Raw genomic sequence first — 13,435 nt, 5'->3', positions numbered from 1 at the left:
AGAGAATATTTAAGAAAAAATAATATTTCCAAAGAAGAATTAGAGAAGGACTATGACGAAATCGTCAACCAAAAAGTCTTGAAAGACTGGTGTACCATTTATGACAGTAAATACTCGCCAAGCAACTATGGTGAGGTGAAAGTTGAAACTCAGTGGGAGAATTGGTGACATAAAGATTCTCACTAATTATATAAACAGGTGGCTCTCTATTTTCAGAGGGCTTTTTATGGTGTCACTTTACCTCGATATACTCAAGTATAATCTTCGGTTACGATTATTAGCACTGTAAGACTAACTATATTTGTTTTTCTCATCTTGTTCCATTGTTGAAAATATGGTATACTTTTCATGAGAATTTTCTAAATTTTTAAGATTCTATCAAAGGAGGTTTGCATGCTTTCCAAATTTTCTGGAAGCCGACAGGACCTGCAATTTGTATTGCTTTTAGGTATTTTACTAGGTGTTTTAGGGATTTCTCTCTTTCTAGCAGTTTCAATGGGATCTGTTGCGATTGATCTAGGAGATACCTATCGGATTATTTTGAGCAGGTTGGGATTTCCTCTTGAGATAGGAGAGGTTTCCAAGTCTACTCTTGCCATTGTATGGAACATGAGATTCCCCCGAGTATTGTTAGGTCTGATAGTAGGAGCAGGCCTTTCTATGTGTGGTAGCGTGATGCAGTCTACAGTGAATAATCCCATAGCAGAGCCTTATGTCTTAGGAATATCTGCGGGTGCAACTCTAGGGGCAACTTTGAGCATCATTCTTGGTTTAAAATTGGTGATTAGTCTTGGAGCTTTCCTTGGAGCTATTTTGGCAACAATTGCTGTCCTCATCATTGCCTCTATGCAGGGAAGGATGACGACTTCCAGTCTGATTTTATCAGGAACAGTGGTCAATGCTCTCTTTCTGGCTTTTTCAAACTTTATTATCTCAGTTGGAGCTAATGCGGATAGTGTGATGACCATTAAGTTTTGGACCATGGGCTCGCTCGCTGGGACTAGCTGGTCTGACTTATTCTTGCCAACTATAGTAGTAGGAATGGCCTTTGTATTTTTCTCTACTCAGTATCGTGTTTTCAACGCGATGATGATGGGAGATGAGGCTGCTTTAACTTTGGGGATTCCCTTACGCTTTTATTGGTATCTTTATGTGACCATGGTGGCTGTGCTAACAGCAGTATTAGTAGCAACCTGTGGGATTATTGGATTTGTTGGTCTGATTACTCCACATTTAGCTCGAGGGTTAGTAGGAACGAGTTACAAGAGGCTTTTTCCTGTTGCAACCTTGCTAGGTGCCCTCTTTGTCATCTGGGCAGACGTACTCTCTCGTATCATCATTCCAAACGCAGAGCTTCCTATTGGTATTTTCACAGCCTTAGTAGGTGCTCCCTTCTTTATCTACATTGTTGGAGGTAGGCGAAGGGAGGTGAGGGTCTGACATGGACTTGATTTGTAAGGATATCCATTTTGGACTGGGAGAGAAAAAAATCCTCAAGGGAGTTTCTCTTAAAGTTGAAGGGAATCAATTTCACACGATACTAGGACCAAATGGAAGTGGAAAAACCAGCCTGCTTAAACTCCTCTATCGTCAGGAAAAGGCGGATAAAGGCTTGATAAGCTTAGATGGAAAGCCTCTGGAACAATGGACGATCAAAGAAACAGCCAAGCAAATGGCAGTTGTGACCCAGTTTAATCAATTGCAGTTTGATTGTACAGTTGAGGAAATCGTCTTGCTGGGAAGAACTCCCCACCTCTCTTTTCTACAGAAGGAAAGGGAAAGGGATTATGCGCTCGTTCAAGATGCCCTCGTTAAGGTGGATATGCTTGAGAAGAAAACTCGTCTCTATTCGTCCTTATCAGGGGGAGAGAAACAGCGGGTCTTACTAGCCCGCGCTTTGGCACAAGAACCGACTCTCTTACTTTTGGACGAACCAACTAATCACCTGGATATCAAGTATCAGCTAGACTTACTGGCCATTGTGAAAAATCTCAAGGTTAATGTTCTAGCTGTCCTGCATGATATTCAACTTGCTTGTCGCTATTCGGATTATCTCTATCTGATGAAAGAGGGGGAAATCCTTTACCAAGGGACTCCAAAGGAGACCATCACCCCTGAGTCATTGCAAACTGTATACGGAGTTCAAAGTCAGGTGACTTGGACCAAGGATCAGCAAGCCATGATTCACTATTTATAAGAATGAAAAGGAAAACAAGATGAAAAAAACACTAAGCATTTTACTCGTAACAGTAGCTACCCTAACCATGGCAGCTTGTGGCAATACTACTACAGAAAAAGCTACCACACAGTCTAGCACAGAAACAAGTCAAAAGGCAAACGCAGAGACGACTTATCCGTTAACGGTTAAGACCTATGATGCTAAAGGAAATGAAGTCGAACAAGTCTTTGACAAGGCACCTGAAAAAGTTATCACCAACAATCTTTCTACCACTGAAATCTTATTGGAGTTAGGCTTGAAGGATAAAATTGCTGGCATGCTTAACCCTGATAATGCTGTGACGGACAAATACAAGGAGGCAATTGCGACGATTCCTCAAATTGGGGATAAAAAAACAGTCTCACAAGAGACAGTCCTTTCTTATGAGCCAGACGCTGTGATGGGGCGAAACATGATGTTTTCTGAAAAATCCTTGGGGACAGTTAGCGCTTGGAATGAAAACAAAATCCCAGTTTATACGCAAAAAGCTTCTCTCTCAACGATTCAGCAAGATTTAGGAAATATTGTAGAAGATGTCAAAAATCTTGGAATGATTTTTAATGTTCAGGACAAGGCCAATGAATACGCAGCCCAATTACAAACTAAAATTGACGCTGTTAAGAAAGCAAATCCAGCAAGTCAAGGTGAAAAGAAAAAGGCTTTGATTATGGTTGCTTATAATGATGAAACCTTCGGTGCCTACAAGTCTGCTTTGCAAGAAAGTTTGCTGAACCAACTTGGTTATACAAACGTTGCTACGGGGACATCAGGCTTGACCTTGGAAAACCTCGTGTCAATGGATCCTGAATTGATTATCTATGTAACCAGCGACCGCAATAAAAAATTGGATGAAAAAGCAGTAGAGTTGATGAAGGCAAATGCTGTTTTGGAAAGCGTTCCTGCTATTAAGAATCAAAAAATCATGACCATCTCTTACGATGAGTTGATGGACTATGGTCCAGCAGTGATTGATTCCCTTGAGAAAATCAATGACTTTATCAATAAATAATGAGTTTGATTGGGAAGGAATTCAAGTCAAAATCAGCCTTCCTTCTAACTACGACCCCAATCAAACCTATCCGGCTATTTTATTGAATGATGGAAACTTGGATTTCCTATCGTCCCTTTCCGAATCTGTGATTTTAGTGGGCTTGATCTCTAAAAATCGCCTAGATGACTACACTCCTTGGAAGGTGGCTGCTCTGAGAGATGGAGCTCCAGATTTTGGAGGTCAGGCCAAGGTCTATCATGATCATTTATTTGGAGGCCTTTTAGACAAGTTGCAGTCGCTTTATCGCCTGGATGAAGCACGCCTTGCCTATGGAGGTTATTCACTAGGTGGTTTGGCGGCAGTCTACAGTCTTTTCAGCTTTGACAAGGTTTCCTGTGTTTTCTCTATCTGCGGTTCTTTTTGGTATCCTGATTTTGTGACTTACTGCAAGGCAGAGACAGTGAAAAATCTAGACTGTTTGCTGTATTTACAGAACGGTCAAACAGAAGGAGTCAATCATAGCAATCGTCTGGCTCAAGCACCAGTCTATGCTGAGCAGATCCATACCAGTCTTCAGAAACGCTATCCGAACGGCCAGTTTGTCTTTGACCCTTATGGACACCATGAACAAGTAGCTGAACGATTTTTAGCCTTTTCCAGCTGGTTGGCCCAAAAATGGAAAATCGAATAAAAAATTTATCCCTTGGCTTTTGCCAAGGGATTGTTGTATTTATTTAAGCAAGTTTTTCTCTTTTCTTATCTGGATTCCAGATAAAGCTTGCGATAAAGCTAAAGATGATGGTTAGGATAGCGAGGATAATGGCAAGGATGAGGGCAGGGATGCGGATAAGCCACCAGAGTGGGTTTGGTTTTTTATTATTGTGCCATTGTTTGGTTTCTTGGTCCAGACGTTGAAATTCTGTTTGGATACGATTGGCGACTGTTTCAATGCCTTCGTCATTCATTTTTTTGATATCTGAGATATCAATTGGATTTCCAAAGTTCATATCGACACGTTCACGACTAATCAAGCCCTTCAAAGTCATGGGACCTGTGTAGGTAACCGGCATGATACGGACCTTGGCCATTTTGGCAATCAGAGCTACGCCACCCTTGACATCGTTTGAGTGTCGGCTTCCACTTGGAAACATGATGAGAGAACGGTCACTTTTTTTGAGAACATTGATAGGATATTTGATAGCTGAGGCGCTAGGATTTTCACGGTCGATAGGAAAGGCACCACACATACGAATCCACCAGCCAAAGATACGGTTGGTAAAGAGCTCTTTTTTGGCCATAAAGATAAATTGTTTTGGTTTGGTCGCAAAGGCCATATAAACTGGATCCCACCAGGTGCGGTGAGGGGCAACCAAAATATAATTTTCATCTTGATTAGGAATTTTATCAGTATTATGATAGTGGGCATTGCCATTGATGGACCATAGGAGCAAGACAACCAATCCACGTAAATAAGTATAAAACATGCGATCTCCTTCGATTATTTTCTTGTTATTATTATACCTTATCAAAGGAGAGCTGGCAAACTTTTCCCTTGACTAGGTACATATTTGGGGTGAGATTAGAATTCTTTTAGAAAAAATGATATGATAGAATTTATGGATAAAAATAAGATTATGGGATTAACCCAAAGAGATGTCAAGGAAAGACAGGCTAAGGGCTTGGTCAATGATTTTACTGCATCGGCCAGTACTAGCACTTGGCAAATCGTTAAACGAAATGTCTTTACCCTTTTTAACGCTTTGAACTTTGCCATTGCTTTGGCCCTTGCCTTTGTGCAGGCTTGGAGCAATTTGGTCTTTTTTGCTGTTATCTGCTTTAACGCTTTTTCTGGGATTGTGACCGAGCTGCGGGCTAAACACATGGTGGACAAGCTCAATCTCATGACCAAGGAAAAGGTCAAGACTATTCGTGATGGCCAAGAAGTGGCTCTGAATCCTGAAGAATTGGTGTTAGGAGATGTCATTCGTTTGTCTGCAGGAGAGCAGATTCCTAGTGATGCCTTGGTTTTGGAAGGCTTTGCAGAAGTCAATGAAGCCATGTTGACGGGGGAAAGTGATTTGGTGCAAAAGGAAGTGGATGCCTTGCTTTTGTCAGGAAGTTTCCTAGCTAGTGGGTCAGTTTTAGCTCAAGTTCACCATGTCGGTGCAGACAACTATGCTGCCAAACTCATGCTGGAAGCCAAGACCGTTAAACCAATCAACTCTCGTATCATGAAATCGCTGGACAAGTTAGCAGGTTTTACTGGAAAGATTATCATTCCTTTTGGTCTAGCTCTCTTGCTAGAAGCCTTGATTTTAAAAGGCCTGCCTCTCAAGTCATCCGTTGTAAACTCGTCGACAGCCCTTTTGGGGATGTTACCTAAGGGAATTGCCCTTTTGACCATTACTTCGCTCCTGACTGCGGTGATTAAGTTGGGCTTGAAAAAGGTCTTGGTGCAGGAGATGTATTCTGTTGAGACCTTGGCACGCGTGGATATGCTCTGTCTGGACAAGACGGGCACCATCACCCAAGGAAAGATGCAGGTGGAGGCTGTACTTCCTTTGACCGAAGAGTATGGAGAGTCAGCGCTTGCTAGCATCTTGGCCAGCTATATGGCTCATAGTGAGGATAAAAATCCAACTGCGCAAGCTATTCGAAAGCGTTTTGTGGGAGAAGTTACTTATCCTATGCTCTCTAATCTTCCCTTCTCCAGCGACCGCAAGTGGGGAGCCATGGAGTTAGAAGGTTTGGGAACAGTTTTCTTAGGTGCACCTGAGATGTTGCTGGACTCTGAAGTCCCAGAAGCCAGAGAGGCCTTGGAGAGAGGTTCACGTGTCTTGGTCTTAGCTCTCAGTCAGGAGAAATTAGACCATCACAAACCACAAAAACCATCTGATATTCAGGCTCTAGCCTTGCTGGAAATCTTGGACCCTATTCGAGAGGGAGCAGCAGAGACGCTGGACTATCTCCGTTCTCAGGAAGTGGGCCTCAAGATTATCTCTGGTGACAATCCAGTTACGGTATCCAGCATTGCCCAGAAGGCTGGTTTTGCGGATTATGACAGCTATGTAGATTGCTCGAAAATTACGGATGAGGAATTGGTTGCTATGGCTGAAGAGACAGCTATTTTCGGTCGTGTTTCCCCTCATCAAAAGAAACTCATCATCCAAACTCTGAAAAAAGCGGGTCATACAACAGCTATGACAGGAGACGGAGTCAATGATATCTTGGCTCTTCGTGAGGCAGATTGTTCCATCGTGATGGCTGAGGGAGACCCGGCAACACGGCAGATTGCCAATTTGGTTCTCTTGAACTCTGATTTTAATGATGTTCCTGAGATTCTCTTTGAAGGTCGTCGTGTGGTCAATAACATTGCCCACATCGCCCCGATTTTCTTGATAAAGACCATCTATTCTTTCTTGCTCGCAGTTATCTGTATCGCCAGTGCTTTACTAGGTCGGTCTGAGTGGATCTTGATTTTCCCCTTCATTCCAATCCAGATTACCATGATTGACCAATTCGTGGAAGGTTTCCCACCATTCGTTCTGACTTTTGAGCGAAATATCAAACCTGTCGAGCCAAACTTCCTCAGAAGATCCATGCTTCGTGCCCTACCAAGCGCTCTCATGGTCGTCTTCAGCGTCCTGTTTGTGAAAATATTTGGTACGAGTCAAGGCTGGTCTGAGTTAGAAATCTCAACCCTCCTCTATTATCTCTTGGGGTCAATTGGTTTCTTATCTGTATTTAGAGCCTGCATACCATTCACCCTTTGGCGTGTCCTCTTGATTGTTTGGTCAGTAGGAGGCTTCCTAGCCACAGCTCTCTTCCCAAGAATCCAAAAACTACTTGAAATTTCAACCTTGACAGGACAAACATTGCCTGTTTATGGTGTCATGATGTTGGTCTTTACCGTGATTTTCATCCTGACCAGTCGCTATCAAGCCAGAAAATAAAGAAAGGCTGCAATCTGTGGATTGCGGTTTTTTTAGGTGCAAGATTGCCAGCTGAAATGTGGTATAATAAGAGGTAATAGAGTTTTGGAAAGTGAGAGAAGATGATTTCAAAGAGATTAGAATTAGTGGCGTCCTTTGTGCCACAGGGGGCCATTTTACTAGATGTGGGAAGTGACCATGCTTATCTGCCTATCGAGTTGGTGGAGAGAGGCCAAATCAAAAGCGCCATTGCAGGTGAGGTCGTAGAAGGTCCCTACCAGTCAGCGGTCAAGAATGTTGAGGCTCACGGCCTAAAGGAGAAAATCCAAGTCCGTTTAGCCAATGGCCTAGCAGCCTTTGAAGAGGCTGACCAAGTGTCGGTCATCACCATTGCTGGTATGGGTGGTCGTTTGATTGCGAGGATTTTAGAAGAAGGCTTGGACAAGTTAGCTAATGTAGAGCGTTTAATCCTCCAGCCCAATAATCGTGAAGACGACTTGCGCATTTGGTTGCAAGACAATGGTTTTCAGATTGTAGCAGAAAGCATCCTAGAAGAAGCTGGCAAATTTTATGAAATTCTAGTAGTGGAAGCGGGACAAATGAACTTATCAGCAAGTGATGTCCGTTTTGGACCTATCTTGTCCAAAGAAGTCAGTCCGTTTTTTGTACAAAAATGGAAAAAAGAAGCTGAGAAGCTAGAGTTCGCCCTCGGACAAATTCCAGAAAAAAATCTGGAGGAACGTCAAGTTTTAGTAGATAAAATTCAAGCCATCAAGGAGGTTCTCCATGCTAGCAAGTGAAGTGATCAAAGCGTATGAAGCCTTTTGCCCTCAGGAATTTTCTATGGAAGGAGACAGTCGCGGATTGCAAATTGGCACTTTGGACAAGGATATCCAAAGAGTCATGGTTGCTCTGGATATTCGTGAAGAAACGGTGGCTGAAGCTATTGAAAAGGGTGTAGACTTGATTATCGTTAAGCACGCACCTATTTTCCGTCCCATCAAGGATTTGGTAGCTAGCCGTCCACAAAATCAGATTTACATTGATCTCATTAAGCATAACATCGCAGTTTATGTCAGCCATACCAATATTGACATCGTTGAAAATGGCCTCAATGACTGGTTTTGTCAGATGCTAGGTATCGAGGAGACGACTTATCTACAGGAGACAGGTCCAGAACGTGGAATTGGACGTATTGGGAATATTCAACCTAAGACATTTGGAGAATTGGCCCAGCATGTTAAGCAAGTCTTTGGCCTAGATAGTCTTCGAATGGTGCATTATCAAGAGAATGACTTGCAGAAGCCGATTTCAAGAGTGGCTATCTGTGGTGGAAGCGGGCAGTCTTTCTATAAGGATGCTTTAGCTAAAGGAGCGGATGTCTATATCACTGGTGATATTTACTACCACACTGCCCAGGATATGTTGTCAGATGGGTTGCTAGCACTGGACCCTGGTCACTATATCGAAGTGCTCTTTGTGGAAAAAATCGCAGCACTTCTTAATCAATGGAAAAAGGAAAAAGACTGGACAATTGATATTGTACCTAGTCAAGCATCGACCAATCCTTTCCACCATATCTAGTTAGAAAGTGAAAACAATGAAAAAAGTTGCCATTATTGGAGCAGGAATTGTGGGAGCAACAGCTGCCTACTACCTCTCGAAAGAAAGTGACCTAGAAGTAACCGTCTTTGACCATGGACAAGGTCAGGCTACCAAGGCCGCAGCGGGAATTATCAGTCCTTGGTTTTCCAAACGCCGCAATAAGGCCTGGTATAAAATGGCGCGCTTGGGGGCTGACTTTTATGTGGATTTATTAGCTGATTTAGAGAAGTCAGGGCAAGAAATCGACTTTTACCAGCGTTCGGGAGTCTTTCTCCTGAAAAAGGATGAAACTAAGTTGGAAGAACTTTATCAACTAGCCCACCAGCGTAGAGAAGAATCTCCCTTGATAGGGCAATTAGCCATTCTGGACCAAGCATCAGCTAATGAATTATTCTCTGGCTTGCAGGGATTTGACCACCTGCTCTATGCTTCTGGTGGAGCGAGAGTAGATGGCCAACTCTTAGTGACTCGTTTGCTAGAAGCCAGTCAGGTCAAGCTGGTCAAAGAAAAAGTAACTCTGACATCTTTAGCATCAGGTTACCAGATTGACGAAGAGGTGTTTGATCAGGTTATTTTGGCGACGGGAGCTTGGTTGGGATATCTGTTAGAACCCTTAGGTTATGAAGTAGATGTTCGTCCCCAAAAGGGGCAACTACGAGATTATCAGCTTGGCCAAGACATGGAAGCTTACCCCGTTGTTATGCCAGAAGGGGAGTGGGATTTGATTCCTTTTGCAGGTGGGAAATTATCCCTAGGCGCTACCCATGAAAATGACATGGGATTTGATTTGACGGTAGATGAAACCTTACTCCAACAAATGGAGGAGGCAGCCTTGCCTCACTATCCAGTCTTGGCAGTAGCGACTTCAAGAGCTGAGCGTGTGGGAATCCGTGCCTATACCAGTGATTTCTCACCTTTCTTTGGGCAAGTACCTGGCTTAGAAAGTGTCTATGCTGCTAGTGGACTAGGTTCATCAGGCCTCACAACTGGTCCTATCATTGGTTACCATCTAGCTCAACTGGTTCAAGGCAAGGAGTTGACCTTGGACCCTCTAAACTATCCAATTGAAAACTATGTCAAACGAGTAAAAAGCGAATAAGAATTTTACTGAAATTTTAGCCCCCTCTCAAGGATGGCAAATGACATTCCCTATCAAAAATGGTAAAATAAGAAAAAATAATCCGAGAATCGAGGAAAGAAGATGCAAGAAAAGATTTTGGTAACGGGTGGAGCAGGTTTTATCGGAACTCACACTGTTATTGAGTTAATCCAAGCAGGTCATCAGGTTGTTGTGGTGGATAACCTTGTTAATAGTAACAGAAAAAGTTTAGAAGTTGTTGAGAGAATCACAGGAGTTGAAGTGCCTTTCTATGAGGCAGATATTCGTGATACAGATACCCTCAGAGACATTTTCAAACAAGAAGAACCAACAGGGGTCATTCACTTTGCTGGCTTGAAGGCTGTTGGCGAATCAACCCGTATCCCTCTTGCCTACTATGACAACAATATCGCAGGAACTGTCAGCCTTTTGAAAGCCATGGAAGAAAACAACTGTAAAAACATCATCTTCAGTTCTTCTGCGACAGTTTACGGAGATCCTCATACAGTGCCAATCTTGGAAGATTTCCCACTTTCAGTGACCAATCCATATGGCCGCACTAAACTCATGTTAGAGGAAATTTTGACGGATATCTACAAGGCAGACTCAGAATGGAATGTGGTCTTGCTTCGTTACTTTAACCCAATCGGAGCTCATGAGAGCGGAGATTTGGGAGAAAATCCAAACGGTATTCCAAATAACCTTTTGCCATATGTGACTCAAGTAGCCGTTGGGAAATTAGAGCAAGTGCAAGTGTTTGGAGACGACTACGATACGGAAGATGGAACTGGTGTTCGTGATTATATCCACGTTGTCGATTTGGCTAAAGGTCACGTTGCAGCTCTACAAAAAATCGAAAAAGGTTCAGGTCTAAACGTTTATAACCTTGGAACAGGTAAAGGCTACTCAGTTCTTGAAATTATCCAAAATATGGAAAAAGCAGTGGGACGTCCAATTCCTTACCGCATTGTAGACCGTCGCCCAGGGGATATCGCAGCCTGCTATTCAGATCCTGCAAAAGCCAAAGCAGAACTGGGCTGGGAAGCAGAATTAGGCATCACCCAAATGTGTGAAGACGCATGGCGTTGGCAAAGCAAGCATCCAAATGGATTTGAAGACTAAGATGGTGATGTCAATCATTGTCCCCTGTTTAAACGAAGAGGAAGTACTTCCTCTTTTTTATCAGGCTTTGGAAGCTTTACTTCCGGATTTGGGAACAGAAATCGAGTATGTCTTTGTCGATGATGGATCAAGTGATGGGACCTTGGAACTCTTAAAGACCTATCGGGAGCAAAATCCAGCAGTGCATTATATTTCTTTCTCGCGAAATTTTGGCAAAGAAGCAGCTCTGTATGCAGGCTTGCAATATGCGACAGGAGATCTAGTGGTGGTGATGGATGCAGACCTCCAAGATCCTCCTAGTATATTGCTTGAGATGAAAGCCTTACTAGACCAGAATACAGACTTGGACTGTGTTGGGACCAGGAGAACTAGTCGGGAGGGGGAACCCTTCTTTCGCAGTTTTTGTGCTAATCTATTTTACGGCTTCATGAAAAAAATTAGTCCAGTAGCCCTGCCGTCAGGTGTCCGTGATTTTCGCATGATGAGAAGGTCTGTAGTCGATGCCATTTTAAGCTTGACTGAGTCCAATCGTTTTTCGAAGGGACTCTTTGCCTGGGTGGGTTTTAAAACCCACTATCTGGACTATCCAAATGTCGAAAGGAAGGCTGGTAAGACCAGTTGGAGTTTTAGGCAACTTTTTTTCTACTCCATTGAAGGGATTGTTAATTTTTCAGATTTTCCCTTGATTATAGCCTTTGTGGCAGGTCTCCTATCTTGTTTTATTTCTCTGCTTATGACCTTTTTTGTTGTGGTGCGGACCCTCATTTTGGGCAATCCGACATCAGGTTGGACCTCTCTGATGGCTGTTATTCTCTTCCTTGGTGGGATTCAACTCTTGACCATTGGGATTCTCGGCAAGTATATCAGTAAGATTTATCTAGAGACCAAAAAAAGACCACTTTATCTCGTCAAAGAAAAAAGTGACCTTCCTGATTTTACAGAAAAAAATAAAGAGAAAAGACTATAATTTTGCATGGAAATATGCTAAACTAGAAGGAGTGGAACGTTCCTGTCGGTATTAGAGTTAATCTTTAATCAAGGCACGTGTCGGACAGTTTCTAACAGCTTCTACGACGTCCTGACTAGGAGAGATTTCTTTTTCTAGTTGGTCAGGGTCATCGTAAAAACGCACGATTCCATTATCGTGGTAATCAAATAATTCAGAATAAGTTTGGCAAAGACCACAGGCAATGCAGCGTTCAGGTATAAGTGTGATTTTCATATTTATATTGTAATAAGAAAAGTAAAAAAAAACAAGGAGTAAGGTATGGCAAAAGAACCGTGGCAAGAAGATATTTATGAGAATCAAGAAGAACAGACGAGAACGGAACGACATCAACGTAATCAAAAAGGTACAGGTATTGTTGCAAATCGTGTCTTGACGATTCTAGCTAGTCTCTTTTTCGTGATTGTTGTAGTAATGATAATAGTATTGATTTACCTTTCAAGTGGAGGGAGTAATCGTACAGCAGCCTTGAAAGATTTTTATGATTCATCTGCCCCTGTTTCAACCTCTGTAACAGAAGAATCCGCATCTTCATCTAGCAAGACTGAAGAAGCAACTTCTACAGAGAGCTCTTCTAGTGAAAGTCATTCTGAAGAGCATACTGATAGTGAAGGGACAATTACAGTTCAGGCTGGAGAAGGAGAAGCAACCATTGCCGCTCGTGCAGGAATCTCGATTGCTCAGCTAGAGGCCTTGAATCCTGGGCATATGGCTACAGGTTCTTGGTTTGCTAATCCAGGTGATGTTATCAAAATCAAATAGGAGTTGATATGAAAACAATTCAAATTGCTATCGATGGTCCAGCTTCAAGCGGTAAGAGTACGGTTGCTAAGATTATTGCTAAAAATTTTGGTTATACCTATCTAGATACAGGTGCTATGTATCGTGCGGCGACCTATATGGCTCTGAAACACCAGTTAGGAGTGGAAGAAATTGAGGAACTTTTAGCCTTATTGGACCAGCATCCAATCAGCTTTGGGCGCTCAGAAACTGGAGAACAACTTGTCTTTGTAGGAGATGTGGACATTACTCATCCTATTCGTGAAAATGAAGTGACCAATCATGTTTCTGCTATTGCAGCAATTCCTGAAGTACGTGAGAAACTAGTTTCTCTCCAACAAGAGATTGCCCAGCAAGGTGGGATTGTCATGGATGGTCGCGATATTGGGACTGTTGTATTGCCACAAGCAGAATTGAAAATTTTCTTAGTAGCTTCTGTTGATGAAAGAGCAGAGCGTCGTTACAAGGAAAATATTGCCAAGGGAATTGAAACAGACCTTGAAACCCTAAAAGAGGAAATTGCTGCGCGTGACTACAAGGATAGCCATCGTGAGACTTCACCTCTCAAACAAGCAGAGGATGCAGTTTACCTTGATACAACTGGTTTGAACATTCAAGAAGTAGTCAAAAAAATTGAATTAGAAGCAAAGAAACGTATGTCCTAGGGACAGGAGAAGCAGGC

General features: G+C 42.6%; 15 protein-coding genes. 13 read left to right on the top strand and 2 right to left on the bottom strand.

From position 1 onward, the window contains the following. The 5 genes from ADH52_RS11360 to ADH52_RS10325 form a co-directional block, all read left to right on the top strand. The coding region (locus ADH52_RS11360; protein ID WP_152903965.1) for a TipC family immunity protein at window positions 1-168 on the top strand (168 nt) is incomplete at its 5' end. Window positions 169-393: 225 nt separating this feature from the next. Beyond that, window positions 394-1,440, top strand: coding sequence for a FecCD family ABC transporter permease (locus ADH52_RS10340; protein ID WP_049487125.1), 1,047 nt, complete (start codon window positions 394-396; stop codon window positions 1,438-1,440). 1 nt (window position 1,441) lies between these two features. Further along, window positions 1,442-2,197, top strand: a complete 756-nt coding sequence (locus ADH52_RS10335; RefSeq protein ID WP_049487126.1) for an ABC transporter ATP-binding protein — start codon at window positions 1,442-1,444, stop codon at window positions 2,195-2,197. Between the two features lie 19 nt (window positions 2,198-2,216). Then, on the top strand, window positions 2,217-3,227 hold the full coding sequence (locus ADH52_RS10330) for an ABC transporter substrate-binding protein (RefSeq protein WP_049487127.1): 1,011 nt from the start codon (window positions 2,217-2,219) through the stop codon (window positions 3,225-3,227). Continuing rightward, window positions 3,208-3,900 carry an alpha/beta hydrolase-fold protein gene (locus tag ADH52_RS10325; protein WP_049487128.1) on the top strand — a complete coding sequence of 231 codons (693 nt, stop codon included), beginning with the start codon at window positions 3,208-3,210 and terminating at the stop codon, window positions 3,898-3,900. The genes ADH52_RS10330 and ADH52_RS10325 overlap by 20 nt, the downstream gene beginning before the upstream one ends. A gap of 43 nt (window positions 3,901-3,943) precedes the next feature. Here the strand turns inward: ADH52_RS10325 and ADH52_RS10320 are convergent, their stop codons facing one another. Continuing rightward, on the bottom strand, window positions 3,944-4,693 hold the full coding sequence (locus ADH52_RS10320; RefSeq protein WP_000500197.1) for a lysophospholipid acyltransferase family protein: 750 nt from the start codon (window positions 4,691-4,693) through the stop codon (window positions 3,944-3,946). Window positions 4,694-4,825: 132 nt separating this feature from the next. On the opposite strand from ADH52_RS10320, the gene ADH52_RS10315 reads away from it, so the two are divergent. The 6 genes from ADH52_RS10315 to ADH52_RS10290 all read left to right on the top strand — a co-directional run bounded on the left by ADH52_RS10315 (window position 4,826) and on the right by ADH52_RS10290 (window position 11,934). Continuing rightward, complete coding sequence (locus tag ADH52_RS10315) at window positions 4,826-7,162, top strand: cation-translocating P-type ATPase (protein ID WP_049487129.1); 2,337 nt, start codon at window positions 4,826-4,828, stop codon at window positions 7,160-7,162. A 101-nt stretch (window positions 7,163-7,263) separates the two neighbouring features. Then, window positions 7,264-7,941: a tRNA (adenine(22)-N(1))-methyltransferase gene (locus tag ADH52_RS10310; protein WP_049487130.1), complete on the top strand. Its 678-nt coding sequence runs from the start codon at window positions 7,264-7,266 to the stop codon at window positions 7,939-7,941. Next, window positions 7,928-8,725: a Nif3-like dinuclear metal center hexameric protein gene (locus tag ADH52_RS10305; RefSeq protein WP_049487131.1), complete on the top strand. Its 798-nt coding sequence runs from the start codon at window positions 7,928-7,930 to the stop codon at window positions 8,723-8,725. Before ADH52_RS10310 ends, ADH52_RS10305 begins: the two co-directional genes overlap by 14 nt. Before the next feature lie 16 nt (window positions 8,726-8,741). After that, window positions 8,742-9,845: an NAD(P)/FAD-dependent oxidoreductase gene (locus ADH52_RS10300; RefSeq protein WP_049487132.1), complete on the top strand. Its 1,104-nt coding sequence runs from the start codon at window positions 8,742-8,744 to the stop codon at window positions 9,843-9,845. 102 nt (window positions 9,846-9,947) lie between these two features. Beyond that, entirely contained in the window at window positions 9,948-10,967 is a 1,020-nt protein-coding gene (galE, locus tag ADH52_RS10295; protein WP_049487133.1) for a UDP-glucose 4-epimerase GalE, read from the top strand. A 1-nt stretch (window position 10,968) separates the two neighbouring features. Continuing rightward, entirely contained in the window at window positions 10,969-11,934 is a 966-nt protein-coding gene (locus tag ADH52_RS10290; protein WP_049487138.1) for a glycosyltransferase family 2 protein, read from the top strand. A gap of 57 nt (window positions 11,935-11,991) precedes the next feature. Here the strand turns inward: ADH52_RS10290 and ADH52_RS11190 are convergent, their stop codons facing one another. Next, window positions 11,992-12,189, bottom strand: coding sequence for a ferredoxin (locus tag ADH52_RS11190; RefSeq protein WP_004235080.1), 198 nt, complete (start codon window positions 12,187-12,189; stop codon window positions 11,992-11,994). Between the two features lie 45 nt (window positions 12,190-12,234). Here ADH52_RS11190 and ADH52_RS10285 point away from each other — a divergent pair, with 45 nt between their 5' ends. Together ADH52_RS10285 and cmk are read left to right on the top strand one after the other, a co-directional pair. Beyond that, window positions 12,235-12,735 carry an SAG1386/EF1546 family surface-associated protein gene (locus ADH52_RS10285; RefSeq protein ID WP_049511127.1) on the top strand — a complete coding sequence of 167 codons (501 nt, stop codon included), beginning with the start codon at window positions 12,235-12,237 and terminating at the stop codon, window positions 12,733-12,735. 8 nt (window positions 12,736-12,743) lie between these two features. Then, on the top strand, window positions 12,744-13,418 hold the full coding sequence (gene cmk / locus ADH52_RS10280) for a (d)CMP kinase (RefSeq protein WP_049487135.1): 675 nt from the start codon (window positions 12,744-12,746) through the stop codon (window positions 13,416-13,418). Window positions 13,419-13,435 lie beyond the last annotated feature (17 nt).

This window comes from Streptococcus pseudopneumoniae, assembly GCF_001072665.1.
Taxonomy (GTDB): domain Bacteria; phylum Bacillota; class Bacilli; order Lactobacillales; family Streptococcaceae; genus Streptococcus; species Streptococcus pseudopneumoniae_S.
Note: the sequence above shows the minus strand (reverse complement) of the source record. Positions and strands in the feature narration are given on the sequence as shown.

Excerpts from the sequence above, each read along its gene's own strand:
- ADH52_RS10340 (WP_049487125.1), top strand. The coding sequence starts at position 394 with ATGCTTTCCAAATTTTCTGGAAGCCGACAGGACCTGCAATTTGTATTG.
- ADH52_RS10335 (WP_049487126.1), top strand. The coding sequence starts at position 1,442 with ATGGACTTGATTTGTAAGGATATCCATTTTGGACTGGGAGAGAAAAAA.
- ADH52_RS10330 (WP_049487127.1), top strand. The coding sequence starts at position 2,217 with ATGAAAAAAACACTAAGCATTTTACTCGTAACAGTAGCTACCCTAACC.
- ADH52_RS10325 (WP_049487128.1), top strand. The coding sequence starts at position 3,208 with ATGACTTTATCAATAAATAATGAGTTTGATTGGGAAGGAATTCAAGTC.
- ADH52_RS10320 (WP_000500197.1), bottom strand. The coding sequence starts at position 4,693 with ATGTTTTATACTTATTTACGTGGATTGGTTGTCTTGCTCCTATGGTCC.
- ADH52_RS10315 (WP_049487129.1), top strand. The coding sequence starts at position 4,826 with ATGGATAAAAATAAGATTATGGGATTAACCCAAAGAGATGTCAAGGAA.
- ADH52_RS10310 (WP_049487130.1), top strand. The coding sequence starts at position 7,264 with ATGATTTCAAAGAGATTAGAATTAGTGGCGTCCTTTGTGCCACAGGGG.
- ADH52_RS10305 (WP_049487131.1), top strand. The coding sequence starts at position 7,928 with ATGCTAGCAAGTGAAGTGATCAAAGCGTATGAAGCCTTTTGCCCTCAG.
- ADH52_RS10300 (WP_049487132.1), top strand. The coding sequence starts at position 8,742 with ATGAAAAAAGTTGCCATTATTGGAGCAGGAATTGTGGGAGCAACAGCT.
- galE (WP_049487133.1), top strand. The coding sequence starts at position 9,948 with ATGCAAGAAAAGATTTTGGTAACGGGTGGAGCAGGTTTTATCGGAACT.
- ADH52_RS10290 (WP_049487138.1), top strand. The coding sequence starts at position 10,969 with ATGGTGATGTCAATCATTGTCCCCTGTTTAAACGAAGAGGAAGTACTT.
- ADH52_RS11190 (WP_004235080.1), bottom strand. The coding sequence starts at position 12,189 with ATGAAAATCACACTTATACCTGAACGCTGCATTGCCTGTGGTCTTTGC.
- ADH52_RS10285 (WP_049511127.1), top strand. The coding sequence starts at position 12,235 with ATGGCAAAAGAACCGTGGCAAGAAGATATTTATGAGAATCAAGAAGAA.
- cmk (WP_049487135.1), top strand. The coding sequence starts at position 12,744 with ATGAAAACAATTCAAATTGCTATCGATGGTCCAGCTTCAAGCGGTAAG.